Here is a 26845-nt window from a genome sequence, read left to right as displayed (position 1 = left end):
CTAAACTAAACTTTCAACGCAGATATCATTTCCTAAACACGGCCTCAAAGGGTCCTCAATCTTAAATCATATTTGTGCGTAGAAAGTAAAGGAAGTCATTTTAAAATACGAACTCGAAGTCCCAGGGATTATAGTCGACCTTAGCTTCACTTTCAGTGTAAAACAAAAAGTTCTGATATTAACTGATTTTCACCAATTAATACCAGAACTAATCTTAGATTGTTTCACATATTATTTTATCTGTGGCAATACTTTCTGGATATCGTTCTCAAATGCCTTAGGTTTTGTTTTTGGTGCAAAGCGCTGCAAAACTTTACCAGTTGGATCTATCAAAAACTTAGTAAAATTCCACTTAATGGAATTCCCTAATTCACCGGGTGCCTCTTTTTTCAGGTACTTGAATAATGGGGCAGTTTCCTTCCCATTCACAACAGTTAGTTCATGCATTGGAAATGACACTCCATATGTTGTTCGACATGCCTGTGCAGCATCTTGTCCATTAGCAAGCTCTTGCTTAAACTGGTTAGACGGGAAGCCCAAAATAACCAAACCATCATCTTTATACTTCTCATAAAGTTCCTCTAATTCTGCAAACTGTGGAGCTAAACCGCATTTTGTAGCTGTGTTGACAACTAACAGTGTCTTCCCTTTATACTTAGAAAGCGGATACTCTTTCCCATCTTCACGCGATACCTCAAAATCATAGATTGTAGCCATTCTTGTGTCATCTCCTTTAAGTACAAGTATAATCCCAAAGTTTTATTTTGATAAGATATTAGGCTGGCTCATTCAAGCTTCAGAACCATTTATTATCCTTAGCCATTTTAATTGCCTCAATCCTATTATGTACCCCTAACTTGCTGAAGATTGCAGATAAATAATTACGCACCGTTCCTTCTGATAAAAAGAGCTGTTGTGCTATCTGCTTCGTTGTAATTCCAGATTCAGCCACCGTCAGAACTTCCATTTCTCTTGTGCTAAGTGGATTGTTCTCTTCAGAAACCATATTAACTACAAGTTCTGGTGCAAAAATTGTTTTACCGGCTGACACCGCTCTGATTGCTGTTATAAGTTCTTCGCTCGGACTGTCTTTCAACAAGTATCCTGAGACATTTGCCAAGACAGCTTGTTCAAAATAAGCCTTTTGTGCAAATGTTGTCAGAATAATAACCTTCTCCTTTAATTTCTTTTCATTTACCCTCAATGCAACTTCTAAACCTGTCATCTTAGGCATTTCAATATCTAAAATTGCAACATCTGGTTTCAAAACTTGCAGGTCTTGCCAAGCTCTTGCTCCATTAACAGCATTGCCTATGACCATAAAGTCATCTTCCAAATCTAATAATTGTGTCAAAGCGCTATTTAACAAGCTTTGATCTTCTGCTAAATATATTTTAATCATCGTCTTCGTTCACCTTCATTTGTGTCAACACCACATGTGTCCCACGATAATCGTGATAAATTTCAAACTTTCCATTTGCTTGAATCATTCGTTCACGCATTCCTCTAATCCCATTGCCGCCAACCCTTACAAATTCCTTCCCAATTCCATCATCAATCACTTCAACCCTATAGGAGTCTTCATTGGCAGAAAAGATTAATTGAACCTGATGAGCCTTAGCGTGGTGCAAGATATTGCTGATTGCCTCAGTCAAAGCCTTTCCAAAACTTGCTTGAATTTGTGTCGGCCATTTAACTGCCTGTTCCTCTCCTGTGGTAAGCAATAAAAGGTTTGCTGTTGCAAGATTCTTACTTTGTTCTAAGAGAATTTCATTAAAGGATTGTTGATGCAGGTTATTAACGATTGAACGTACTAATTGCAGATTTTGGCGACTGGTCTGTTCAATATCATTTAATTCTGCAGCCACCTTATCTGGACTCTTAGTCAAGAGCTTTTTCGCCAATTCTGTCTTAATCGTAATCATCGAGAAACTTTGACCTAATGTATCATGGAGATCACGTGCAATTCGTTCACGTTCACCACGCTGAATAATCGTCTCAAGTCTACGATTTGTTTGATTTAACTGATGTTGTCTGAATGATGAGATTGCTAATGTATTGGAAATAATTGGAGAAACACAGGGAAAAAGTAACCCCATTGATGAGCCATCCCTCCAAAACATCGGATATTTTACTTGAATTCTAGCCAAAGCAATTCCAACTATGACATAATAAGCCACTATAAAGTATTTTTGATATTTTCTTGGATAATGAACTAGTATCCAAGGTACTTGCCATGCAGGAAAAATAATCAAGTATAGATTAAAATTGAAAACTGCAAAGAGCCCTGTCACAAATAATTCGAGGGAAATTGTAAGATAACGATACTCCCTTACCTCATTAACTATGATATACAGCAGTAAAAATAGTCCTGCTAGTAAGAGCCAATATACATCTTTACTACTTTTAATTGGAATAAACTGAATTAATGTGTAAGGTAAATATATTAGCCAAACATATGAAATCCAATCTAATCTTTTAAGCTTATTAAAGCCATTAAGCTTCACTAATTCTTAGTCCCTTCTTTTGCTGTATCTTCACAACCAATCTTGTCAGACAACCCATCATCACTATCCACGTAATAATACCATAGATATCCTCTAAATCGAACTGGCTATGCAGCATTGCTTTTTCTAATAAATTATTCGCAAAATACGTCGGCATTACTTTGCCAATTCCTTGCAGCCAATCTGGCATAGTATTGATTGGCCACCACAATCCACTAACTATCGCTAATGGAAAAGCAATCAAGTTGCTGGCAACGCTCAAAGTCTCTTGCGTTTTAAAGTAAGACATCAGTGTTCCCAATAAAATCATTGGAATCTGCCCAACTAGTACAATCAATAAAATCATAGCAGATTGTTTTAAGCTCAAATCAACATTGTTAACAAGTCTTGCTAGTAGACCCAAAACTATTACTGCACAAAGATTAAGCAACACCGTAATTGTATACACTGAAATATAATAATTCTTACTACCAGTTGGCGTCATTTGCAGAAATAAAACCAAGCCCTTATCACGATCTCTTTTTAAGATTGTTGATACCCCAAAAATTGCACCGATTACTCCACTGTAGATTGTCATACTACCCATATAGGTCATATAGAATTGATGCATCTCTGTCTCGCTTCCAACTACCATTACCTTCGTAAATAATAAATAAAAGCCTGCAGGCATCAGTAATGTGAAAAATAAAAATGATTTATTGCGAATTACCAATCTTAGCGCGTCAAATTTTAGCTGTCTCATGATGTTAATCATTTTATCGTTGCTCCTTATCTTTTGTCATCTGCAAAAATATTCTTTCCAATGACTCATGTTCAACCGTAATATTCGAAACATCTGGATACTTCAATAATAATTCCTTTAATGTACTGTCTCCATCAACTGTCTTGATTGCAACTTGACTGCTATTTCTTTCAACACTGACTACGCCCATTAATTCTGCAAAATTTGGTTTTTCAGATTCACTAGTAATAGTAATTGTTGTTTGTTTATGCCTATCTTGTAATTCTTTCAAAGTTCCTTGGAATATGAACTGTCCTTTTTGCAAAATAATTAATCGACTAGCAACTTGTTGAATTTCCTCCAAATAATGACTTGTAATAATCATTGTTTTCCCTTGTCGTTGGAGTTCTTTGATATGTTCCCAGAAAACATGCCTTGCTTGGGCGTCCATCCCAACGGTTGGCTCATCTAAAAAAAGCAAGTCGGGATTGCTTAACAATGCTTGCGCAAATGTGACTCTGCGCATCAGTCCACCTGATAACTCCTTTAAAAACTTGCGTCGCTGTTGTTCTAAGCCCAACTGCATTAATATTTGTTCGAGTGGGATAGCATTGCTATACTGCATTGCAACTTCTTCTAAGAATTCTTCAACTCTGACGCTAGATAATACTAAATCGCCTTGCAGCATTGACCCTATCTTTTGTTTAGCTATCAACGAACCCGGTTGCTTTCCAAAAACCTGAACATTGTTTTTACTTGGCAATAGGCCTAGTAGAATATTCAGTAAGGTGGTCTTTCCCGCTCCATTCTCACCAATTAAACCAATAATTTCACCCTTATTAACACTTAAATTCAAACCTTTTATAATTTCATTTTTACTATAACTAAAGCTTAAATTCTTAATACTTATGATTTGTTTCATCATGCACCCCCATGCAACATATCTTAAAACAAGACAGCAAAAATCCCCAGTCAGGATTGTAATTGACTGGGGATGACAAATGTCATAATTCGTTATAATTTTCAAAAAGATTTAACCATCAAAACAAACGGATAACTTCCTCCATTCGTTTCTTGTTCGTGATAATTCACAACTTTGAAGCCAATCTTTTGGTACAATTTTTGCGCACGTACATTAAACTTTGCAACATCAAATAAAATTTTTTCTGGAGTTTTTAAATGCAATACATACTTCAAAAATCAACAAGAAACCTATCTAATTATTGTGCAGCTAACTTCCGATACAAATCAACTAATTCCCCAGCTAAATCTCTAAAAGTAATTGCATTCATAATATGATCTTGTGCATGGACCATTAACAAGTTTACCTCTGCATGGTCACCATTAGCTTCAGCTGTTAACATCCCAGTCTGCACATTATGCGCCTGAGACATGAACTCATCTGCACTTTCCAGTTTTTTATCTGCCGTCTCAAAATCGCCGTCTTTAGCCGCCTTAATAGCCTCAAATGCTGCACCTTTAGCATTCCCGCCATTTATAATTAATCCCATAACTATCTCTTGCTGTTTTTCATCCATTTAGATCATCTCCGAAATTATAATTGTGCACCTTGTGATTCGATAACTTTTTTATACCAGTAGAATGAATCTTTTCGGCTTCTATCCAGTGTGCCTTCAGCCTTGTCGTTCTTGTCAACATAGATAAAACCATAACGTTTATCCATCTGACCGCTTCCAGCAGAAACGAGATCGATACACCCCCATGGAGTATAGCCCATTAATTCAACACCATCTTTTTCAACCGCTAACTTCATCTGTTCAATATGCTTCTTTAAATAATCAATTCGATATTGATCATGGATTGAACCATCCGATTCAACTTTGTCAATTGCACCTAAACCATTTTCAACAATGAATTGGGGTAAATGATAGCGATCGTTCATCCAATTCATTACATACCGTAAACCTTCAGGATCAATCTGCCAACCCCAGTCTGATGATGGAAGATATTCATTTTGTACCACATCCTCCATCTCATCGTAACTATAAACTGAATTAGCATCCCCATGAGCTGAAACAGTAAATGACATATAATAACTAAACCCTAAATAATCAACTGTTCCTGCTTGAAGGACATCAAGATCTTCCAGTGTACGATCAATCTTCAAATGGTGTTCTGCCTGATATTTTAATAACCATTCAGGATACTTGCCAAGTACTTGCAAGTCACCCAGCCAGTAACGCCATTGCATTGCACGTTGTGCCTTGAGGATGTCCTTCGGATCAGAAGTTGCCGGATAAAGCGGAACCATTGAAATCATTGCACCAATCTCAAAATCAGGATTAATCTTATGCCCTATCTGAACCGCCAAGGCACTCGCAACTGCTTCATAATGTGCTACTTGAAACATCGCCTCTTCCACATTTTCTCCATCCTTTGGTATAATTCCTGAATTAGTAAAGATTGAAAAAACACGCTTATAATCTGTTTGGTTATTGATCTCATTGAATGTCATCCAATACTTAACCTTGTTTTTGTAGCGTTCAAAAACAACAGTTGCAAAATTCACAAAATAATCAATTACTTTGCGGTTACGCCATCCACCATATTCTGTTACCAAGTAATATGGCATCTCAAAATGAGAAAGTGTGATTACAGGTTCTATCCCATATTTGAGACATTCATCAAATAAGTCATCATAGAACTTCAGCCCTTCCTCGTTTGGTGCCACTTCATCACCCTTGGGGAAGATTCTTGTCCAAGCAATTGATGTTCTAAAACACTTGAATCCCATTTCAGCAAAGAGCTTGATGTCTGTCTTGTACTTATGATAAAAATCAATCGCATCATGATTGGGATAATATTCTCCGGCAATTACGCCCTCTGTAATCTTCCTTTCGATTCCATTAGCTCCGTTGGTCATCACATCTGCAACGCTAACACCCTTGTTGCCTGCTTGCCAACCACCTTCCAGTTGATGTGCGGCTACTGCACCACCCCATAAGAAATCCTGCGGTAATTTGTAATTATTTTCTTTACCCACTTTATATCACTCCTTAAATAATTATATTCACTATAATCAGTGTAACTGGAAGCGCTTAAAATTTGCTGAAGATCTGCTCTTTTGCATCAACATTCTTAAATTGTTACTTGTTTTATTTTTTGAAGAATGTTTCAGTAACATGCTTTTTTAATTTATCAATCTACACCAAATTGTTAAGTAAGTTCGAAAAACAAAGAGCTCTCCGAAGAAAGCCCTCTATGATCCTCTATCAACCTAATTTTCATTCGACAAGAGCAATCATGTTTTATATTCTTAGTCCATTGATTCTCAACTAACTACTAATGCTTCTCTGCTGTCTGTTCCTGTTCTTGTTTCAGTAAGGATCGATCGTAGAGCTTGATAAATGGATACCATACAACAAACGCAACTGACGCACAAATAATTGCAAGGATTGCACCTTTCCAGCTTGCAGTCGCAATAAATCCACCTAATCCGATTGGTGTCGGCCATGGCTGTTGGGCAATAATTTTATCTACCAAATGTGTGGTAACTGCAAAGTACCCAACTGCACCAGAAGCCAACGGTGCAAAAACGAACGGAATAAATAGCTGTACATTATAGACAATCGGTAAACCAAAAAGTAAGGGTTCATTAATATTAAAGAACGCAGGTACTATCTCTGCTTTTCCAATTTCTTGTAATTGAACTGACCTTGCTCTAGCAACCATCCAGATTGTCATTCCTAAAGTTGCTCCAGAGCCACCGATAATAACAAAGGCATTCAACGGATCACCAGCAAAGAAGTGATCTGCTCCCAATTTATTAGATGCCATATTCGCTAAGACAATCGGAGTATAAAATGAACTCATAATTGTTGCACCATGAATCCCAAACCACCAGAGAAAATGGATCAAGAAAATAATGATCAAAAATCCCCACCATGTATCTGCAATATCACTAATAAATGAAAATGGAATATAAAGAATTTTGAAAATATCTGTCCCGGCAAAAACAAGCAACATATTGAGTATCGAAACAGCAATTGCAACACAGAATCCAGGAATCAAAGAGCTGAATGAATTAGCAACGCCAGCTGGAACTGCAGGTGGCATCTTGATTGACCAATTATGTTTGACAGTAAAACGATAAATCTGTACTGTTAACCAACCTACAACTAACCCTGTAAAAATCCCAACAGCAGCTATTCTAGTAACCCCTGAAGATGCTGAAACCGCATACCCACCGCCAATAACATTTGACTTACTAAGAGATTGTACAAATTCAATAGAACCACCCTTCCACACCAATTGTGGAACAGTGATGAACATCGCCATAAAAAACATGAATAGGCTGTTAAGCGGATTCAGATTAAGATGTTCTTCCTCTTGATAAATCTTGGTATAACTATAAGTGAATGTCCCTGCAAAAATTAGTGATAAAATTCCCATGGTTGCATTATAAACAACCTGAAATAGATTCGTAAAATGTCCTATTGTGTTAGCATAGAGAGTAGCAAAGCCTGGTATGGGAAATGCTTGCGGTAAAATTTGTAAAATTAAAAACACAGCACCAATAATTGAAAATGCAATAACACTATAACCCGCCTCCATAATCGCTCGTACGAACCGCGAACCAGCAAATTTACCAGCCTTCTCGGTTACATTTTCTTTAAAAGAATCAGAGATTTTCATTAGATCAACGCCTCTTTTCACGAATTTTGTTTATTCTCAATATAATTTGTGATTTATAATAAACACTAATTAATCATTACTCTTTTTTCTCTGTGCCATGCTTTTTTTGGAAACCAATTACATTCTGTCAAATCAATTTCGAGTTCTGCCGTTTGCACCAGAATGAACATACATAAACCTGTAACATAATATAATTATTTTTATTTCTTCAATCCATATAAAGTTCCCTCCCAACTAGTTCTGTAATCTAGTACGTTTTGTTACACCCTCCTTGTCTTTATTTACCATCTTCATTTTATCGAAAAATTTTAACTGTTTCTAGCTTTTAAAGAAAGCGGTTACACTTTACAGATAATGTAACACTTACTGTTTTTCTAACTTTTAAATGTTATTATATATTTATTGTGTAATACACTTGTTACTCACTTTAGAGAGGTGGTTAGTTCTAAAATGATTGATTTAAATAACTTTACCCCAACAGAAATTTTGATCTATAATTACCTGATTTCCCATCCCGATAAGGCACTTAGTCTGAGTATTCGTCAATTAGGCAGTGCCATCCATGTGTCCTCTGCTTCTATTATTAGATGTATTAAAAAAATGGGTTACGATAGTTTTCAAGAATTTAAGTTTAATTTAAAACAACAACAAATCATCTTGCAAAACCAAAAGTTAGCAGTAGATTATGATACTGAAATCGTTGACTCAGCAAGCACATTTTTTAATCGTCCTCTTCTTCAGCAATATTCGCATGAATTAGCAGCTTTTAAAAATTTAACTTCAAATACAAATAATGTCCTTTTTTTTGGAATTGGGACATCTGGTGTCCTTGCCCAATATGGTGCCCGTCAATTCTCTAATCTGGGAATCAACTCCATTTATAACGTCGATCCCTTTTACCCTTTGCCACAACAAATTCACAATGGCACTACTCAAATTGCTATTATACTTTCAGTTAGTGGTGAAACACCTGAAATTGTCAACCGAGCTATTAGTCTAAAAGCCGACAACTTCCACATTGTATCCATTACCAACAATAACTTTTGCACCTTAGCAAAAGTTTCTGAAATCAATTTTTCATATAATGTCAGCCCTGAAGTCATTAAAAAGGACTTAAATATTACCACTCAAATTCCAGTAATTTTCATCCTAGAAGCTTTAGCAAGAAATATTGGACACGGTTGATTTATAATTACAGACAAAAAAATTCTGTTAGCAGTCAGCAAAAGCTGCGTACTATCAGAATTCTTTTAGATTATTTATAACAATAAGCATCAAACTCATAAGAAACTATTTATCAGTAATACCTTTAACTGCCATCATTCCAGCAATTCGACCAAATGTGAAAATGTCCGTTAGTGAATTACCCCCTAGTCGATTACCTGCATGAATTCCGCCGGCAACTTCTCCAGCTGCATACAAGTTATCAATTATCACACCATCTTTATTCAGCACATGAGTATTACTATCAATTTTCAAGCCGCCCATTGTATGGTGCATTGCAGGTTTTCGTGGTGTTGCATAAAAAGGAGCAACCTGTACTTTCAAGTCAAAGACTTCCTTGCCAAATTCTGGATCATTCCCCATATCTGCGTATGAATTATATTTAGTAATTGTGTCAACAAAAGTATCTGGATCAATTCCAATTTGCTGTGCTAATTCGGCTAATGAATCTGCTCTATATAATGTACCTGCAGCGACTTGTTCATCAATCTTTTGCTGACTTGTATTGTATGCCGTCTCTTTAATCTTGTCATCCGCAATTAAATAAAACAAGCTCCCATTGTCAATAGCCGCCTGCGTTAAGACATCTCGGCTTTCATATTCATCAACAAAGCGTTCGCCTTCTTTATTAACCATTACATAGTTAGCTGGTGGAACCTGCAATCCAGTAAATAATTCACCTGTTACAGGATCTGAAACAGGCATCATCTGCGTAAAGCCCATTCCAACTAATGCCGCATTAACACTTTCTCCCAGTTTAATCCCATCACCTGTAATTGCAGGTGAATTGGAAGTAGCAATCGCATCATCGATTTTTGTCCAATAAGTGTTATATTTTTGAATCATCTTTGTATTTGCGCCAAAACCGCCAGAAGCCAGCACCACACTCTTGGCATGAATAACCACACATCGCCCTTCAGCATTACGTCCAATTACACCTTTGATTGTTCCTTCTTCTATCAATAACTCTTGCACTGGAACATCTGTCAAAATCTTGCCGCCTTGATTATTAATAAAGTCTTGCAAAGCAGAAATATAAGCATAACCTTGGTTCTTTAATGGTTTATGCCCCCGGCGCCATTTTGCTCCAACGGGCATTGAGACCTCATTAGGATCGAACTCAACTCCGATATCTTCAAGCCATTTGACTGATTCCAATGCCTTATTGGTTAGTATTTTCACCAGCTCGTATTGTCCATGAATCTCATTTCCGTTTAAATCAGTCCGTTTTCCGCCAAGATACGTCTGAATTCGGTGCCACAAAATACTATCGAATAATTTATTATTACCGTTCTGTAGATAGTCTTTAATTTGTTTTCTCAGGTCTTTAAAATCATTCCTGTACTCTTCATCAATTTGCTTCTCATCTTGGGACAAGACTTCCTCTAAGGTTGCTGCCTCGCCAGAAAGTGCATCAAATGTTCCTTGCCACTCTGGATCTGCCGCGTTCATTGGTCCCCCAGTGCGAATAGTATTTCCACCTATTGAAGGAAACTTCTCCACAACTACCACTTGTCGCTTGGCTTTCAAGACACATGCTGCAGCGCTTAGTCCTGCACCACCCCCACCAACCACAACAACATCTGTTGTTAATTCAAGCGGATCTTGCTCCATCGCTTTTTGAGGCTTTGGTCGTCTTTTCAGAACTGCTGCATCTCCACCGGCTAAATCAATAGCTTCTGCCACTCCATCAATCACGCCATGGCTTGTAACCGATGCACCTGATACAACATCAATATTCAATGTCTGCGCACTAACAATCTGCTCTGGAATTCTTTTAAATACAGTATCAGCAATTCCTTTTGTTTCATTCTTTGTATCAATTTCAATCTTTTCGATTCTTTTTTCTGATACAGTAATTGTCATTGGCAACTTACCATTATGGCCAATTGCACTGACTTGATACTCTCCCGGTTCAAAATGAACTTCTTCAGAAGCATTTAAGAACTCGGCTGCTTGAATAAAATGTAGAAAGTTTTTGAAACATGACTGTAAGAACTTGATAGTTGACGTATCTTTTAAATTATTCTGTTCATCAAACGTTGAAGCAGAACTACCAAGTAGGAATTCATTGCCGGGCAATACTAACGCATCAACTCCGGGAGCATCTAGAATCTGTCGCAAGTGTAATTGTGCGCTTGATGACCCTTGTACTCTAATTGAAGTTCCAATTATCATAACTGGCTTGTTATTAAATGGATGCTCTTTGAAAGACATCCACTCAATAAAACTATTCAATGCAGAGGGAATTGAACGATTATGTTCTGAAGTTGAAATAATCACACCATCTGCCTCAGCTATTGTTTGGCTAATATCCTGAACAAGCTGACTTGTCCCAATCTCAATTGATTCATTGAATAGTGGTAATTGTCGAATATCAATAATTTCAATCTCAGCGAGACTACTAAATTCTTTTTTAATAAAATTCAACAATAATGTCGTTGCCGAATCATCAACGTTTGTTCCACTAATTCCAATTAATTTCATTATAATTTCCTCCTATAGTCTCTATCATCGATTCTTAGCAATAAATTGCATGAAATCCCCAAAATACCTGTCTAGTTCTTCTTTTTTTGCAACATCTGTTAATTCGCCCGCAGCAGTAAATGCTTGCAGCGATCCACCTAACAAGTATTCTCTACCAGGCATTAATAATCCACTTAACTCAGGTGCATTCAATATTTGCCGCAAATGAGATTGTGCTCTTGAAGTTCCAAGTACCCCATAGGAAGCGCCCGTAATCATAACAGGCTTATCTCTAAGTGGCTGTGTGGTATACGCGAACCATTCCAGCAAACTTGCTAAAGCCGCAGGAATCGTATGATCATACTCAGGAGTACTAATGATCACGCCGTCTGCCTCAACTATTTTTTGCGATAGCCGAGCAATTATTTCTGGCGCTGTTTGAGAGACAGGCTTATCAAAAAACGGTAAATTTGTTAATTCGTAAATCTCAATTGTTGCTTGTGTAGAAAAATTTCTCTTCATATACTGCAGAAGTTTTCGATTCGTCGACTCAACTGCTCCTGTCCCGACAATTCCAATTAAATTTATCATTTTAAATAACTCCTTCTAATCATGTGATTTTATTTTCAATAATGTCGATATGACTACTAGAAAGGGATTGAGCCAAAAGTTAAATTTTGCCTCCGCCTCTCTATTTATTCCGTATAAACGTGTTCTATAAGTCAAAGTCCTCCGTCTAGCTTCGAATTACTAATAGTAGAATTCCTGCTATGCCAGTAATTTCGAGTTAGTATTTAAACTTTATCGTCTTATGTCACACTCAACCTCTTTACTAATTCATAGAGATTAAAAGTATACTTAAGGTCTATAATTAAGTATACTGACGTTAGTATATTTTGTGAAATTTTTATTTAATTATTGACTGATAACTAATTTGCTATCGAAAGAAGGAATCATTTTGTTTTCAAAGAATCCATCATTAATGCTCCAATACCTAGACGTACTTCTAAAGCACAGTAACTTTACCAAAGCTGCTAAAGATCTCTACATCTCACAACCCTACTTAACCCAGATTATTAAACAAATTGAACAAGAATTAGGTGTTCCTATTATTGATCGTCAAAGTCAGCGACTTAAACTCAGCGAGGCTGGAAAAATATACTATCACTATCTTGAAAAACAAAATACTGCAAATGCGATGCTGACTCAAGAGTTATCCCAATATACTCATCCTGATAAAACTATAATCAAATTAGGTGTACTCCAAAGCCTAGGAAGTTTTTTACTTCCACTTTTCCTGCCTAAGTACTTGCAAGAACATCCTTCCGTTCATCTAATTTTAGTTGAAGATGTTCCCACAGTTAGCGAAAAACTCGCTATTAATGGTGAAATTGATTTTTTTATCGGGCAAAATCCGGAAACAATTGCACCTCCATTGCGACTAGAAACTGCAAAAGCAGAAAATTATTATGCGATAATTCCTTCTACCTCACCTTTCTTTGAAGAAAAAAAACAGCAGCTCGCAATTGGGTCAATCCCAATCAAGACGCTGCTAAGTTCACCACTAGTTTTAAGTTCACCTGGATCTGCTATTCGTAATCAAGTTGATTCACTTTTTAACAAGTACAAAATCAAGCCCCAAATAATTATTGAAAGTCAAAATATTATAACTGCTGTCGAATTGGCTACACATGGACTTGGGCTGACGCTTGTACCTACGAGCATTATTAATAAGCTGACCCCTGGTGCATATAATCTTTATCCCTTATCAAGTGACTTAATAAATTTAAACTATTTTATTGCTATGAATCGTACAAAAACTCTCGGTCCCTATGAAAACGAGCTTGTTGAATCATTTTTAACAATCGGAAAATAATAATTCAATCAGGTATCTTATCACTGTCCTAAAAACTGCTTTATTCTGTTAAATAAAAGCCATCCTAGATATTCATATTTATTTTAGATATTTAAGGGATTCTGTAATCATACTATTATTATTTTTAAAATCTTTTGTTTTTGTGTCGGATACTATATACAATTGTCGCGGTAACCAAAACTGCTGCACCAACTATCACTGAAACACGCGTATCTGGATTAATAAACATGAAGAAAACAATCACAATAAGCATCAATAATGCAAAATAATTTGAATATGGATATAGTGGTAATTTAAAAGGGTGCTCCATCATCAATTGCGGGTTATTCTTGCGAAAGCGAAGTTCTGCTAGTAGAATCACAAACCATGGTACCATCCCGGGGAGAACCGAGGAACTAAAGACAATCACAAACATATCAGAGGTTGACTTACTATATGCGCTTGCAATAATATCAACAACAAATCCAATTAAGATACCACTAGAAATCCCAATAATCGCAACATTTGGTACAATCCGCTTAGATAAACGTCCAAATATTTTAGGTGCATCCCCTTCGTGTGCCAATTTAAAAAGCATTCGACTTGAAGAATAAATTCCTGAATTTGCACCTGACAATGCCGCGGTCAACACTACGAAGTTAATAATCGAAGCTGCAGCTGTAATCCCAACTTTAGCAAATGTCGAGACAAAAGGTGAACCAACTGAACTTAGTTGATTCCACGGATAGATTGTCACAATCACAAAAATTGCGCCTACATAAAAAATCAAAATTCTAAATAAAACAGACTTGACTGATTTAACAATTGCTTTTTGCGGATTTGCCACCTCGCCAGCCGAGATACCTAGTAACTCAATGCCTTGATAAGAACCAACAATAATTGACATTGAGAAGAAGAAACCTGTAAAGCCCCCTGTGAAGAAACCACCATGACTCCACAAATTACTGAGACCAACAGGATGACCATGATTACCAAAACCAAAGAAAATTATCATGAAGCCCAAGATAATCATCATGATAATTGTAATTACCTTAATCATTGCAAACCAAAATTCTAGTGAACCGTATGCTTTAGCACTGGTCAGATTGGCTAACAACAAAAAAGTAATAATAATAATTCCCGCGAAGAATGGATTAATATTCGGCCACCAGTACTTTAAGTATTCAGTCGCAGCGACAACTTCTGACATTCCCACAACTATGTATTCAAAGACATTTGCCCATTTAGCAAGATATCCTGCCAATGGGTGCACATATTCCGCTGCATAGTCTGCGAATGAGCCAGTCCCCGGATTAATATAAATCATCTCACCTAAAGCACGCATTACTATGTATAATACCAGGCCCACAAACATGTACGCCAATAAAACTGATGGTCCAGTCCATTTAATTGTTGACGTTGCACCCATGAACAGTCCAACTCCAATTGCCCCACCAAGAGAAATCATTTCCATTTGTCCAGCAGTCATGGAGCGTTTTAGATCAGGTGCTCCATTTGATTCTTGTTTCATTATTTTCCCTCCAAAAAAGGCTGTGACAAAATGATTGTAGTATCACAGCCGCTATCTATATACAATGAAAGTTAAATCAATAAATTTTGCTCTCATCATTAATGTTTATTCTATTTACACATCGCAACACGAATAATTATAGATAACTTAAGCGGTCAACGCAACTTTTGGGAGAAAATCAGATTGTAAACTTTTAATTTACTTTTCTCTAATAAACCGTATTATTTAACTTTTTATTTTTTAAAAACTTGTTGGATGTAAAAATTTAAATTTATTCTTCTTTTCAAATATCTTTGCGATTTGAAGCAATAAGTTTTCTTGCCCTTTGCCAGTCTCAAATTGAATTCCAAGAGGTAATCCCTCTGCCGTGACATGTGTAGGCAGACTTATCGCCGGATTACCAGTTAAGTTTGCTTGTTGTGTAAATGGTGAACACGTCAATGCAGGTAGCCATTGATCCCAAATCAATTGCCTTTGTTCGTTGGGTTCCAACTCTTCTATATGTTTCATTTTAAACAAATTATCATCACTGACTAATTTATCCGTTATTCGCGGTGCCGCATAAGCAGTTGTTGGCGTTAAAATTACTGGATATTTTTCATGTAACCGTGCCATTTGGTAGGCAGCTTCATCCCAACTATTTAAAGCCTTACTGTATTCAGCGGCCGAAAGATTTTTACCTGTTTGATATAATGCCCATGTGAGTAACTCCATATCATTTGAAGTTAAAGTTCGCTTCATAGCTTGCTGAATTGAATCAAGAGTCGCTACCATTTCTCCTTCATTCATTGCATAGTAAGAATGCATTAATTGAATTCCATCAGTCGGTAAAATAATTTCTTTTGTGTTAAATCCTTGATCATTTAAAAACGAAACAGCATTTCCCACTGCCTTAATTGCTTCTTCATCAACCCGTGTCCCAATTGGTGACTTGGTAGTATAGCCAATCGTGATATTACTAATTCTTGAGTTAACGCTATTTAAAAATCCCCGCGTATTCAATGGTACTTGAAAAACACCTGCTGGTTGAACAGTCTGCAAAGAATCAAGCAAAGCAGCTGTATCATCAACACTTCTCGTCAAGGCAAAATTAACGGATGCACCTTGCCACGAACGCCAATCAGTCGGTCCGACTGGAATTCGCCCACGGGTTGGCTTTAAGCCAATCACCCCAGACCAAGAAGCGGGTATCCTAATGGAACCTCCACCATCATTTCCTGCTGCAATTGGCAGTATTCCATCTGCCAATACCGCACCTGCACCTCCGGATGAACCTCCTGCGTAATAATCTAAATTCCATGGATTATAGGTTACCCCTTTAATCTTAGAATCTGTAATATTTTTCAATCCAAACTCTGGAAAATTAGTTTGTCCGATGACAATAAAGCCCTCGCGTTGCAATGCTTTAACATAATTATTTGTTAATTGAGCTCTCGCATCTTTAAACATTTTGTTTCCATAATTCTCAGGTTCACCTGCAAGTGACTGGCCCAATCCCTTAAGTAAGATTGGAACCCCTAAAAAGGGCTGGCCTTTATCTTCTAACTGGCTGGCCTCTTTTAAGGCTAACTCCCGTCTTGTTGAGATTACCGCATTTAATTTAGAATTATCCTTCGCTATTTTACCTAGTGCTATTTCAACTAATTCAGCGGAACTGATTTTCCTTTTTCGAACTAACTTAGCCAGTTCTAATGCCGGTTTTAACAGTAATTCTTGTTCATTATTACTCATTTTAGCTCTCCTTAAAAATCTTAGTTACTATCTATATTCGACTTTAAATTCAATAAATGATGAAATAAATAAAAGATAATTACCCCAAATACTACTAGCAAAACGAATGCGCGTGTACTGCCCGCACTAATATTTTGCGCGCGTGTGTACCCCGTCTGATTAACTGAATCCATTATCAATGCTAACACCGTAGTACCAATTGCACCTGTGACTTGCTGACCAGTATTATAAAGTGCATTTGCATCACTGCGAAACTTCTTATCAATGTGTTCTAGACCATAAGCTACCGAATTTCCAAAAGCCATCGAGCGACCGACTGCAAAAATCAGATATGCTAAGGTAATTCCCCAAATACCTAATTGCGTGCCCCCAACTGTGAGTCCCACAAGTGAAAGTGTAAATAAGATATCACCTATGTATAATGGCAATTTGCCACCCAAGTGATCGAGCATCCACCCATAAATTGGTTGACCAAAGCAATTCAAAATGCTGCCCGGTAAAAGAATTAATCCTCCAATTAATGATGTTGCCTGAAACACCTCTTGTACATAATTGGGTAATAAGAAATTAATTCCAACATTTGAAAACTGCAACATAATATATGGTAGAAAGCTGAACAAAAAAGCTTTTTCCTTAAAGACTGATAACGAGAACAATGCTTTAGTTGCCTTACTTGAAAGTCTAACAAATATTCCTGTTAAAATTACGCTTGTTATTAATAAGACCGCAAAAGTAATATACAAATGCGAGCCAAGGTCGTTTAATCCAATGATTAAGCAAATTAAGGCCATTCCCAAAATTAAAAACCTTGTCCAATCAAATGTGTACTTTCCTTCAATTGGTGCATACTGTCTAATTCTTTTAGTCCCCATTACCAATAAAATAAGAGCTAATGGCAGAGTTGCCCAAAATATTACACGCCAGCTCGCAAAAGCCACAACTGCCCCACCAAAAGTTGGTCCTAGAGCCGGTGCAACCAAGATAATCAGATTTGCTAAGCCAATATATGTTCCTAACTTGATAGGTGAAACAACATCAAGAATAATGTTGACCATCAATGGTGTACAAATTCCCACACAACCTGCTTGAACCATTCGGCCTATCAATAACATCCAAAAATTAAACGCACTCCCGCAAATAATATCTCCTAAACTAAAAAGAATGACAGCGATAATAAATAGTTGCCGATTTGTAAATCTCCTCTTCATATAGGCAGAGGTCAACATGACCAATGCGGCCATTAATAAATATCCCGACGTTACCCATTGAACCGTGCTCAACGACTCATTAAATTCGCTCATTAAAGCAGGAAATGTAACATTCATCGATGTCTCCGTCAATACCCCCATGAATGACATTAGCGCAACGATCGCAACAACGAACATCGGTTTTTCTTGCTTTATTGCTGGTGCTTGCATTTCAATTCTCCCTTTGATGATTTATATTGGTATCAAGCTGGTTAATTGGACGTACACAACTTAATGTAACCGTGATAATTATACGGCAAAAATATGAAATACGGAAAAATAAATTCCATCTTTAAAATTTTTTGCATTATTAAATATATCATCTAATTATGGTACTATCTTGGTTGTGCTATGATAGAGTTCATATAAAAGAGCTATTTATACTTAAAAAGCCGTCGATCCATGGGAGGAAATATCAAATGCTACTAGCGGATGTTCTATTAATAATTGACTTTCAAAATGGTGTCTGTAAAGGTTCAACACCTGTCGCTGATCTAAGAAATTGTATAAGTAAAATCAACAAAAGAATTGAAATGTATCGACAATCTGAAAAACCAATTATCTTTGTTCAACACAATGATAATGAACTAGTAAAAGGTCAAGTGGATTGGTTAATCATAGATGATATAAATACCACAGATAACGACTATTATGTTCAAAAAACTCATGCTAATTCTTTTTTCAAGACAAACTTAAAAACAATTTTGGATGAAAATAATGTCGCTGCAATAGAAATCTGCGGTGCGCAAACAGAATATTGTGTGGATACGACCATTAAAATGGCTCATGGTTTAGGATATAAGCTGCAAATGGTTCGTGGTACTGCCACCACCATTGCTAATGGTTACATGGACGCAAAAACAACCAATTCATTTTACGAAAATATCTGGAATCATAGATTTTTAGAATTCGTATAATTTCAGTTTTCTATCCCTCTATCGTTTATAAGTTTATTATTTCTTACGACAAAAAAAGACCTCCTACTGTTCTAAAGAGATCTCTTTTTGTTATACATTATGATAATCCATTATTTAGCCTATCAAATTCTTTTTTTGCTTTGTAACCATCAGAAAGAATAAATAGGCAAGGCATGCAAAACCGCCAAATAAGAAGAAAGGAAATTTAGGATTCAACTGATAAACGAATGATCCTAATAGAGGTGAAACAATTCCCGCAATACCTTGAATCATCGCAACAGTTCCAGCTACTGCACCCTGCTGACTTTCAGAAACAGCTAAGGAACAGCCCGCAGATAATGAACTCATGCCTAAGCCTGCACCCGCACCAATAAGAATATAACTAACAAAAATTAAATAATATGCACTCGTTATAGTTGCAAGAAGCAAACCAACAATCATCAGTGGTATTCCCACCATCATCATCGTCTTGGCTGTCCACTGTAATACTTTCATTTGAAGGACCTGAACAAGCATTAAAGCAATCCCAAGTACAAAAAATAATAGCGCTGCGGTTTGTGCACTTTGGGTAACCGTTTGCTTAAAGCTATCATGTAAATATAGTGAGGTAATCAACTGTAGTACAACAACTACTAGCATAACTGCACATCCTGCTAACAACCATGCTGCCAATTCCAATGAAAAGAAACTCCTTTTTGATTTTGTTTGCTGTAATGTATTCGTTAATGTTTTTTCAGGAGACTTTATTTTCTGTTGTCGTGGTAAACCGACTACCATTACAAGTGAAAAGATTAATAATCCTACAATAGTTAAGTAAAAGGGTGTATATAAATTACCAATTGTGGAAACAGCACCACCAATAATTGGTCCTAATACCATTGCAAGTCCAGTTGCAAATCCAAGAGAAGCCATGTCTTTAGAGCGATCTTGTGGTGAAGAGATGTCAGCCATATATGCACTGGCAGCTGTAGGAGTAGTTGTCATGAATATTCCTAACAAAAATCTCGTTCCCATTAGACTATAAACCAGTACATTGACCGCTTTGCCAGTCGAAATCGATAAATGAAAGAGAACAACATAGAGTATAAAAAAGATAGACATTCCTAATAATCCACTAATAATAACCATCCGACGGCCTAATTTATCACTGATTTTCCCCCAAACCGGGGCGAATAAAAGCATTGCAAAGGCTCCACATGAAATCATTACACCAATTTGGCTAGGAATCATGTGCGCTTTGGTAGAAATTGCGGATAAGATCGGCATAGTTACGTATATTCCTAAATACGATACTAGTGTTGCTAAAAAAAGTTTGTTCTTCATAGTTAATTCCTCTCATGCTAATATTTTTATCACCAATTAACATTCTATATACTATAGGTCTCTTTCTCTGCTCCACAAAGACAGGACTGCCCCTAAAAAATACTTAACTATTTCACTGATGTAGTTTTGCTGTAATATTAATTAAGCCAAATAAAAAACTAACACTTGGAAAACACAATACGTTCCATGGTTAGTTTTTCTTTCAGACACCCTAATAAATTTCCTGTTCTTCCTTAATATCGATTCAAACTGCGATATTTAGTAGGTGTCATCATCATCTTTTTCTTAAACATTGCAGTAAATTTACTTGGATTCGTGTATCCTACTTCGTTTGCAATTCGTGCCACATAAAAATTTGTTTTCTTAAGTAATTCACAAGCCTTTTCAATTCGCTTTTCTCTTAAATAAGCATGAATTGATGCTCCATAAAAATCACGATACCCCTTTTTCATTGAAGTGGTGGAAATTTCAAATTTGTGAGAGAGCATTTCTAAACTAAGTTGTTTTGTAAAATTCTGATCTAGATATTGCCGCAAGCGACGAATTTTATCCATTATTCCTGCAGAAAAGGTTTCTTTAGGATGATTATTCTTTGCTATTGTTTTGGAGGAAAGATAAATCAACAATTCGGCAACCTTCAAACGCAGATAAGTTATTGAACGCTTCAAAGTAGGCGTGCGAAGATCCTCAAAAAGTCTTTCAATAAAATCCGTCTTTAAAAAAACATGATCTCCATTTTTACGATAATTATCGCTAATTGTATTTAAATTGAATTTTTCTCCAGTCATCTGCATGAGTGTTTCTTCTTTTGCCTTTTTGTTGATTATAATTGTTACCCCACTGTATTGGTGAGATGGGAAAAAATATCTCATATTTTGCTTTTCACGCCAATCAAGTTTTAAAAATCCGGGTTCAAAAAAGACATTCTGCTTATCAGCAATGGCATAATCAACGTGTCCGGCATAGCAATAGTCCAAGCGCAAACTTCCTGCAACAACTCTTAATGGTGATTCAAATTTACCAAAATTATATTTATGAAAGAAAATTGTAACTCCTTCAAAAAGAGTAAGATAATCTGTTTGTACCACATCTTCTTTATTAACAAGTGACAGTATTTTGGTCTCTTCTTGTTTATCTTTCTTCCATCCTATTTGTTTTTTCATTTATCGTCACCAACCTTTTATAACCTGCATTCTTTATAGCTGCCATTTTTTGGCTTTTTCTTTGATTTCGACAAAGTCACGATAAATACCCGGTTGCTCCATTAATTGCTTGTGCTTTCCCTTTTGGACTATCTTCCCTGCATCTAAAACCACAATCTGATCCGCATTTTGAATAGTCGCCAAACGATGAGCAATCGTTATGATTGTTTTATGCGTAACCAACGAAGTGATAGCACATTGCAAAGCCTGTTCATTTTCGGGATCAATACTAGCCATTGCTTCATCTAAAATAATGATTGGTGCATCTTTTAAAATCGCTCTAGCTATAGATAATCGCTGCTTTTGCCCTCCTGATAAGGAATTACCACCTTCATCAAGTACTGTGTCATATTGTTGTGGTAGTTGCATAATAAAATCATGACAACATGCTTTTTTACTTGCATCTATGATTTCAGCCATTGTTGCATTCTTTTTACCAAACAAGAGGTTGTTCTTAATAGTATCATGAAACAAGTACGGTTTTTGAAAAACAATACTAATGTTTTTTATTAAACTACTGTATGAGAATTCTTTTACTTCATGTCCTCCTATGAAGATTTGTCCTTCGTCACAGTCATAGAAACGTGCAATCATTTTACAAAGCGTACTTTTCCCGCTACCTGAAGGCCCAATAATTGCTGTAGTTTTATTTTCTGGGATAGTAAGCGAAACATCATGCAATACTTTGGGTCTATCTTTTTCATATCCAAAAGTAACATGCTTGAATTCAATTTCAAAATTTGTGAGTTCCACATCTGAGCCTTCTGTATCAAGTAGCGGCATTTTTTCTAATTGTTGTAGGTGATGCAGATTATTATCAATTGCGCCTAAAATATGAGTAGCATCCGTCATTTCCTTGATACTGTTGAAAAGGATGAACGAGAAAAACATTAGTGTCACAAAAAAATCCAATGATAATTGACCGCTTTGCTGATTAGCTATACAAATTGCCATAACAACAACCGTCGCAGTATCTAAAAGCAACAATAACAAGCAATTTAAAAAAACAAACTTTGTCTGAATCTTTAACCGAATCTGCTTGCTTTGTTTAAAAATAGACTTCAAACTATCCAAAACTGTACTTTCTTGTCCATATGTTTTAGCAACATTGATTCCTTTAACGAATTCGACTACACTATTTGACATTCCTATCTGAACTTGATCGGCTATCTTTGAATTTTCTCGACTTCTTCTATTGATTATTTCTATTACTAAAGTTCCTAGGATAAGTGTAACAAAAACTACGATTCCGATACGTACGTCAACCACAAACATAAATAGACTCATAACAAAAAAATTAATATAACCATTTATAATTAAATCAATCATTTTTGTGCTTTGTAGTTCCAACATTGACAATTCAGTTGTAACAGCATTTAGCAAGCTGCCAACATTATTTTTACTGAAATATCCCATCGAAGTTTTTTTCAATTTTTGTGCAATTTCAAGTCTTGACTTCGCAGCAATTTGAAATCCAATGCTTTCCTGCGACTTTGCTTTTAGATATAAAAATAAGAATCTTAAGCCACAACATAGTGCAAGTGCACAAAATAAAAAAAATGCAACTTTAGCTGGTGAAATATCTTCACTTCTTTTATATGTTGAAACTACAGCCTGTGTGGCTATCCAAAAAGGCAAAGCTGCAAACATCGAAGCAATGAAAGAATATAAAAAGCCACGATACAATTGCTTCTTGTAACTGCTGCTCCACTGCATGATGCCTTTAATAGTATTAAACATACTTTCTTCCTCCTAGTGATTGTCAATGTGCCATCCCTCAGTTTGAGTATAAGAAGCCCATAATCGCTGATAAGTTGGACAACTTTTCAATAATTCTGCATGCTTTCCATTTCCAACAATTTTACCAGTATCTAAGACTACAATTTGACCTGCATTTTTGATTGTACTCAATCGATGTGCTACCATGATTACTGTTTTATTTTGAGCTAATTCCAGTAATGACTCTTGAATTTGTTGTTCATTTTCAGGATCAATACTTGCAGTAGGCTCATCTAAAATGATAATGGACGAATTTTTTAAAATCGCACGTGCAATAGAAATTCGTTGTTGCTGTCCACCTGAAAGCTGTCCATTGCCAAATGAAATTTCAGTTTGGAAACCTTGTGGTAGTTCATTAATAAACTCTAGACAACGAGCGGCCTTCGCTGCAGCATAGAGTTCATCTTCAGTTGCAGTCGGATTACCCATTTTAATATTCTCAGCAATTGTTCCTTTAAAAACGAAACTGTCTTGTGTGACATAACTGATAGCACTATTAAGTTGATGAAGTGTTAAATCTTGCAGAGCAATATTGCCAATCATGATACTTCCCTCTTGAATGTCCCAAAATCTAGTTAATAATTGGAGTAAAGTTGATTTTCCACTTCCAGAGGGACCCACAATAGCACAAAAACTATTTTCTGGAATTTTTAAATTAATCCCTGTTAAAATAGGTTCATGACGAGTATAACCAAATTCAACATTCGACACTGTGATACTGTTATCACTAATCCGACCAACTTCTTTTTTATTAAAAGAAAGAATGGGTAGATCTAAAAATGCTTGTGTATTAATTACACTCTGCTTCATAGCATTAAAATCATTCGTAAATAAGGAAAGTTTATTCAGTGGATTGCTCAAACCAATAGCTAGTAATAACCCCAGCAATAGTTGATTCAAATTCAAGATGTCATCTAGATACAACCAAATGCCAACAGGTAAGGTGCCTAACAGTGTGAAGGGCAACAATGCAAAAATTAGATTTTGCGTTTTCCATGCATTCCTTAACCAGTTAAGGGTATAATCTTTAAATCCATCAACAGCATTCGAAAATTTTTTAAATGAATTTCCTGTTTGATTAAATGTTTTAATGACTTCAATTCCCTCAATATATTCCACCATGACATTGTTAACTTCATTATTTGCCTGCATATAAGCTTGATACTTTTCTCCAAAATTCTTCATTAGTAAAAATAATGGAATACTAGCTAACGGAATCGTTAATAGCGCAGCCAGTGCCAATCGAAAATCCAATATAAATAAATAAACTACTGTCACCACAATGAGAAGTACATTAGCTGACAATTCAGGAATCATATGTGCTAACGGGATTTCAACTTCCTCTGTACGATCAAGAATTGCGTTCTTAATGCTACCTGCTGAAAAACTTTTAACAACTCCCAAAGAAGTCTGCATCAGCCTATTAGTGATAGCATTACGCAGATTGTTTAAAGTATTATATGCAGCATGATGTGAAAGTGTCGTTGAAATTCCATAAAAAATAGTTTTTAAAACAAATGCAAGTAGTATTACGCCAAGAAGTATAATGAATTCTTGATAACTATTTTGTTTCATAATTATCATTGCCATTAGTCGTGCACCGATTACATAGGGAATGATTCCCGCAAAGACACTTAAAATTGAAAAAAAGACGGACCAAATAAATAAAAATTTATGTCCACTAGCGAAGTTGAATAATATTTTTAACCACTTTTTCTTCATCGATTTATCCCCTAACTTACAGTATCTATTAGAGTTTAAATTCTTATCGGATTTCAAAGTGTTCCATTTAGACAAAAATATACCATTTAGACACTATTTTTTACTTGTATCACTCAGAGTTTAATAATCTATTTCATTACGATGTTAAATCAAAAATGGTAGTACGAAATCGGAAAACCTGAACACTGACAAGAATTTCGATAAAACTAGGCGGCACATCGCCGATAAAGTATCGTCTCTGTACCGCCTAGAAAAGGCAATCATATTCAGGGCTATATCTCAAGCGAGTTCCTACTCACCTATAAACATAACATCAATTTTTTTCAAACAAATCCACGAGTTTTTTAGTCGATTGCTTCACCTAAAATCTTAAGAAAAGGGCTTTCTAATTTCTTTGCCACAAACATACCGGTGCATAATATTACGATCATCTCCACAATAAATAAACTTTTCTAATTGTTCTGAAATAGTTCTTTCAGAATTATGGACATCTTCTTTTATTACAAGCGCGTCAAAATCATATTCTTTTTCAAATGAACCAACTTTGCCAAAAAAACTTCCACTTGATTTTGTTGCTAGGAAAAAGGCTTCTGATAATTTTATTGGTAAATCCTTTGGATGGTTCACCCACCACAATTTTGAGGTCTGAATTGCTTCTACTATATGTCGGTTCATATCTGGTACATGGGCACCCGCGACATCACTCGCAATTGCACAATGCAGACCTTCATTTAAATACTTCCTTAATGGCATTATTCCACTTGATAAATCTGCATTTGATTGTGGGCAATGTGCTACTAAAACTTTTTCTTCTTTTAATAACTTTCTTTCTTCTTCCGACAGATAAATACAATGAGCCATAATAGTTTTATTCTTTTTTATTAGTCCATATTTTTGATATACATCAGTATAATTTTTACTTTCGGGATGTAACTCTTTTACCCACTCAACCTCTTTTCTGTTTTCTGATAAATGAGACTGGACAGGTAAATCAAATTCATCAGCGATTTCACCTAGTTTTTTCATTAAGGAAACTGAAGTCGATGGAACAAAGCGAGGGGTCACAATATACTGTACATTCTCTCGAAACTTTTTTGTGGCTTCAATCAATGCTAATGTATCTCTGACAGAATCTTCTGTTAACTCCGTCAGAGACGCAATAGAATTCCGATCCATATTTACTTTTCCTACAAAAGCCTTTAATCCGGATTGTGAAATTAAATCCATTAAAATAATCGTTGATTCTTTGTGAATAGTTGAAAATGCAACAAAACGTAAAGTTCCAACTTCCCATAACTTCGTCAAAAAAAGTTTATATTTGTCTAATGCATAATTTGTATTTTCATATTTTGCTTCCATAGGAAAAGTATACTTTTGCAACCATGGTAATAACTCTTGATCAAATCCTAATCCAGCCATTGGAAATTGCGGAGCATGTAAATGTACATCATTAAAAGCTGGGATAATAAGCTGTTGCCCAAAATCGATTATTTCTGAATTAGGATATTTTTTATCTAAGTATTTCCCGGTTTCAATTATTTTCCCAGCCTTGACCGCAATAAATCCTTGCTCATACATAGTAAATTCAGTTCTCACTTTTGTAAAAATAATATTACCCTTATATAGTTTCACCTTTAGTCACACCCATTTTTCATATTTTTCTTGTGGCCTCAACAAGCTTAAGAAATCTACTGTTAATTATTATTATCAAGATACTTCAAATTTTCGATAAAAAACTAATTTTTTGAATTGTATCATTCAAGTGTTAAAAAAACAAACAGCAAACCATGATTAAGATATCTAGTATTTTTTTGAGTTTTCAAATTAAATTTACAGTCTTGAAATGTCAAATTAAGTTAGAAAAAACTTAATTGCTTATCTGTGATATTTTTCATGAATATCTCAATTGGTGTTTTGTAATTTAGTGATTTTCTCGGTATATGATTACGACGGCCACTGACTTG

General features: G+C 35.8%; 22 protein-coding genes and 1 pseudogene. 3 read left to right on the top strand and 20 right to left on the bottom strand.

All coding sequences use genetic code 11. The features are described from left to right. Positions 1-231 precede the first annotated feature (231 nt). From FFX44_RS11910 to celB, 9 genes are all read right to left on the bottom strand, one after another. Positions 232-717, bottom strand: a complete 486-nt coding sequence (locus FFX44_RS11910) for a glutathione peroxidase (protein ID WP_289981253.1) — start codon at positions 715-717, stop codon at positions 232-234. A gap of 79 nt (positions 718-796) precedes the next feature. Further along, a complete protein-coding gene (locus FFX44_RS11905; RefSeq protein ID WP_289981252.1) occupies positions 797-1402 on the bottom strand; it encodes a response regulator transcription factor in 606 nt (201 codons plus the stop codon). Further along, positions 1395-2507 (bottom strand): sensor histidine kinase, encoded by a 1113-nt coding sequence (locus tag FFX44_RS11900; RefSeq protein ID WP_289981251.1) that lies wholly within the window; start codon positions 2505-2507, stop codon positions 1395-1397. Before FFX44_RS11900 ends, FFX44_RS11905 begins: the two co-directional genes overlap by 8 nt. Next, the gene (locus FFX44_RS11895) at positions 2497-3261 is read right to left on the bottom strand and encodes an ABC transporter permease (RefSeq protein ID WP_289981249.1); all 765 of its coding nucleotides are present in this window, start codon (positions 3259-3261) and stop codon (positions 2497-2499) included. The genes FFX44_RS11900 and FFX44_RS11895 overlap by 11 nt, the downstream gene beginning before the upstream one ends. Position 3262: 1 nt before the next feature. Beyond that, positions 3263-4150 (bottom strand): ABC transporter ATP-binding protein, encoded by an 888-nt coding sequence (locus tag FFX44_RS11890; RefSeq protein WP_289981247.1) that lies wholly within the window; start codon positions 4148-4150, stop codon positions 3263-3265. Positions 4151-4251: 101 nt separating this feature from the next. After that, entirely contained in the window at positions 4252-4413 is a 162-nt protein-coding gene (locus FFX44_RS11885; protein ID WP_289981246.1) for a hypothetical protein, read from the bottom strand. Positions 4414-4448: 35 nt separating this feature from the next. Beyond that, a complete protein-coding gene (locus FFX44_RS11880) occupies positions 4449-4766 on the bottom strand; it encodes a PTS lactose/cellobiose transporter subunit IIA (protein ID WP_289981245.1) in 318 nt (105 codons plus the stop codon). A 17-nt stretch (positions 4767-4783) separates the two neighbouring features. Further along, on the bottom strand, positions 4784-6232 hold the full coding sequence (locus tag FFX44_RS11875) for a 6-phospho-beta-glucosidase (RefSeq protein WP_289981244.1): 1449 nt from the start codon (positions 6230-6232) through the stop codon (positions 4784-4786). A gap of 299 nt (positions 6233-6531) precedes the next feature. Next, positions 6532-7884 carry a PTS cellobiose transporter subunit IIC gene (celB, locus tag FFX44_RS11870; protein WP_289981242.1) on the bottom strand — a complete coding sequence of 451 codons (1353 nt, stop codon included), beginning with the start codon at positions 7882-7884 and terminating at the stop codon, positions 6532-6534. Positions 7885-8334: 450 nt separating this feature from the next. On the opposite strand from celB, the gene FFX44_RS11865 reads away from it, so the two are divergent. Further along, on the top strand, positions 8335-9069 hold the full coding sequence (locus tag FFX44_RS11865; protein ID WP_289981241.1) for a MurR/RpiR family transcriptional regulator: 735 nt from the start codon (positions 8335-8337) through the stop codon (positions 9067-9069). Between the two features lie 105 nt (positions 9070-9174). Here the strand turns inward: FFX44_RS11865 and FFX44_RS11860 are convergent, their stop codons facing one another. Both FFX44_RS11860 and FFX44_RS11855 read right to left on the bottom strand, forming a co-directional pair. Beyond that, positions 9175-11595: an FAD-dependent oxidoreductase gene (locus FFX44_RS11860; protein WP_289981240.1), complete on the bottom strand. Its 2421-nt coding sequence runs from the start codon at positions 11593-11595 to the stop codon at positions 9175-9177. Between the two features lie 24 nt (positions 11596-11619). After that, a complete protein-coding gene (locus FFX44_RS11855) occupies positions 11620-12165 on the bottom strand; it encodes an NADPH-dependent FMN reductase (RefSeq protein WP_289981239.1) in 546 nt (181 codons plus the stop codon). 367 nt (positions 12166-12532) lie between these two features. On the opposite strand from FFX44_RS11855, the gene FFX44_RS11850 reads away from it, so the two are divergent. Then, entirely contained in the window at positions 12533-13450 is a 918-nt protein-coding gene (locus FFX44_RS11850; protein WP_289981238.1) for a LysR family transcriptional regulator, read from the top strand. A 124-nt stretch (positions 13451-13574) separates the two neighbouring features. On the opposite strand, the gene FFX44_RS11845 is transcribed toward FFX44_RS11850, so the two are convergent. The 3 genes from FFX44_RS11845 to FFX44_RS11835 all read right to left on the bottom strand — a co-directional run bounded on the left by FFX44_RS11845 (position 13575) and on the right by FFX44_RS11835 (position 18109). Then, on the bottom strand, positions 13575-14960 hold the full coding sequence (locus tag FFX44_RS11845) for an amino acid permease (RefSeq protein ID WP_289981236.1): 1386 nt from the start codon (positions 14958-14960) through the stop codon (positions 13575-13577). Positions 14961-15200: 240 nt separating this feature from the next. After that, on the bottom strand, positions 15201-16691 hold the full coding sequence (locus FFX44_RS11840; RefSeq protein ID WP_289981235.1) for an amidase: 1491 nt from the start codon (positions 16689-16691) through the stop codon (positions 15201-15203). Between the two features lie 20 nt (positions 16692-16711). Beyond that, positions 16712-18109: an MFS transporter gene (locus FFX44_RS11835; RefSeq protein ID WP_289981233.1), complete on the bottom strand. Its 1398-nt coding sequence runs from the start codon at positions 18107-18109 to the stop codon at positions 16712-16714. Positions 18110-18357: 248 nt separating this feature from the next. Here FFX44_RS11835 and FFX44_RS11830 point away from each other — a divergent pair, with 248 nt between their 5' ends. Then, entirely contained in the window at positions 18358-18855 is a 498-nt protein-coding gene (locus tag FFX44_RS11830; protein WP_289981231.1) for a cysteine hydrolase family protein, read from the top strand. Positions 18856-18969: 114 nt separating this feature from the next. On the opposite strand, the gene FFX44_RS11825 is transcribed toward FFX44_RS11830, so the two are convergent. The 6 genes and pseudogenes from FFX44_RS11825 to FFX44_RS11800 all read right to left on the bottom strand — a co-directional run. Continuing rightward, positions 18970-20178, bottom strand: coding sequence for an MFS transporter (locus tag FFX44_RS11825; protein WP_289981229.1), 1209 nt, complete (start codon positions 20176-20178; stop codon positions 18970-18972). A 233-nt stretch (positions 20179-20411) separates the two neighbouring features. Continuing rightward, positions 20412-21341: an AraC family transcriptional regulator gene (locus FFX44_RS11820; RefSeq protein WP_289981227.1), complete on the bottom strand. Its 930-nt coding sequence runs from the start codon at positions 21339-21341 to the stop codon at positions 20412-20414. 33 nt (positions 21342-21374) lie between these two features. After that, positions 21375-23120 (bottom strand): ABC transporter ATP-binding protein, encoded by a 1746-nt coding sequence (locus FFX44_RS11815; protein WP_289981226.1) that lies wholly within the window; start codon positions 23118-23120, stop codon positions 21375-21377. A 12-nt stretch (positions 23121-23132) separates the two neighbouring features. After that, complete coding sequence (locus tag FFX44_RS11810) at positions 23133-24881, bottom strand: ABC transporter ATP-binding protein (RefSeq protein ID WP_289981225.1); 1749 nt, start codon at positions 24879-24881, stop codon at positions 23133-23135. 369 nt (positions 24882-25250) lie between these two features. After that, complete coding sequence (locus tag FFX44_RS11805) at positions 25251-26513, bottom strand: amidohydrolase family protein (RefSeq protein WP_289981223.1); 1263 nt, start codon at positions 26511-26513, stop codon at positions 25251-25253. Between the two features lie 224 nt (positions 26514-26737). Further along, a pseudogene (locus FFX44_RS11800) lies at positions 26738-26845 on the bottom strand (IS30 family transposase); the annotation flags it as partial.

Source organism: Lactobacillus sp. UCMA15818 (genome assembly GCF_030400225.1).
Classification (GTDB): Bacteria; Bacillota; Bacilli; order Lactobacillales; family Lactobacillaceae; genus Liquorilactobacillus.
The sequence above is the reverse complement of the archived record's forward strand: the minus strand, read 5'-3'. Positions and strand labels throughout refer to the sequence as shown.

Coding starts and splice junctions, on each gene's coding strand:
- celB (WP_289981242.1), bottom strand. CDS start 7,884: ATGAAAATCTCTGATTCTTTTAAAGAAAATGTAACCGAGAAGGCTGGT.
- FFX44_RS11840 (WP_289981235.1), bottom strand. CDS start 16,691: ATGAGTAATAATGAACAAGAATTACTGTTAAAACCGGCATTAGAACTG.
- FFX44_RS11860 (WP_289981240.1), bottom strand. CDS start 11,595: ATGAAATTAATTGGAATTAGTGGAACAAACGTTGATGATTCGGCAACG.
- FFX44_RS11830 (WP_289981231.1), top strand. CDS start 18,358: ATGCTACTAGCGGATGTTCTATTAATAATTGACTTTCAAAATGGTGTC.
- FFX44_RS11815 (WP_289981226.1), bottom strand. CDS start 23,120: ATGTTTAATACTATTAAAGGCATCATGCAGTGGAGCAGCAGTTACAAG.
- FFX44_RS11820 (WP_289981227.1), bottom strand. CDS start 21,341: ATGAAAAAACAAATAGGATGGAAGAAAGATAAACAAGAAGAGACCAAA.
- FFX44_RS11810 (WP_289981225.1), bottom strand. CDS start 24,881: ATGAAGAAAAAGTGGTTAAAAATATTATTCAACTTCGCTAGTGGACAT.
- FFX44_RS11865 (WP_289981241.1), top strand. CDS start 8,335: ATGATTGATTTAAATAACTTTACCCCAACAGAAATTTTGATCTATAAT.
- FFX44_RS11890 (WP_289981247.1), bottom strand. CDS start 4,150: ATGAAACAAATCATAAGTATTAAGAATTTAAGCTTTAGTTATAGTAAA.
- FFX44_RS11855 (WP_289981239.1), bottom strand. CDS start 12,165: ATGATAAATTTAATTGGAATTGTCGGGACAGGAGCAGTTGAGTCGACG.
- FFX44_RS11825 (WP_289981229.1), bottom strand. CDS start 20,178: ATGAAGAACAAACTTTTTTTAGCAACACTAGTATCGTATTTAGGAATA.
- FFX44_RS11880 (WP_289981245.1), bottom strand. CDS start 4,766: ATGGATGAAAAACAGCAAGAGATAGTTATGGGATTAATTATAAATGGC.
- FFX44_RS11910 (WP_289981253.1), bottom strand. CDS start 717: ATGGCTACAATCTATGATTTTGAGGTATCGCGTGAAGATGGGAAAGAG.
- FFX44_RS11835 (WP_289981233.1), bottom strand. CDS start 18,109: ATGCAAGCACCAGCAATAAAGCAAGAAAAACCGATGTTCGTTGTTGCG.
- FFX44_RS11905 (WP_289981252.1), bottom strand. CDS start 1,402: ATGATTAAAATATATTTAGCAGAAGATCAAAGCTTGTTAAATAGCGCT.
- FFX44_RS11845 (WP_289981236.1), bottom strand. CDS start 14,960: ATGAAACAAGAATCAAATGGAGCACCTGATCTAAAACGCTCCATGACT.
- FFX44_RS11895 (WP_289981249.1), bottom strand. CDS start 3,261: ATGATTAACATCATGAGACAGCTAAAATTTGACGCGCTAAGATTGGTA.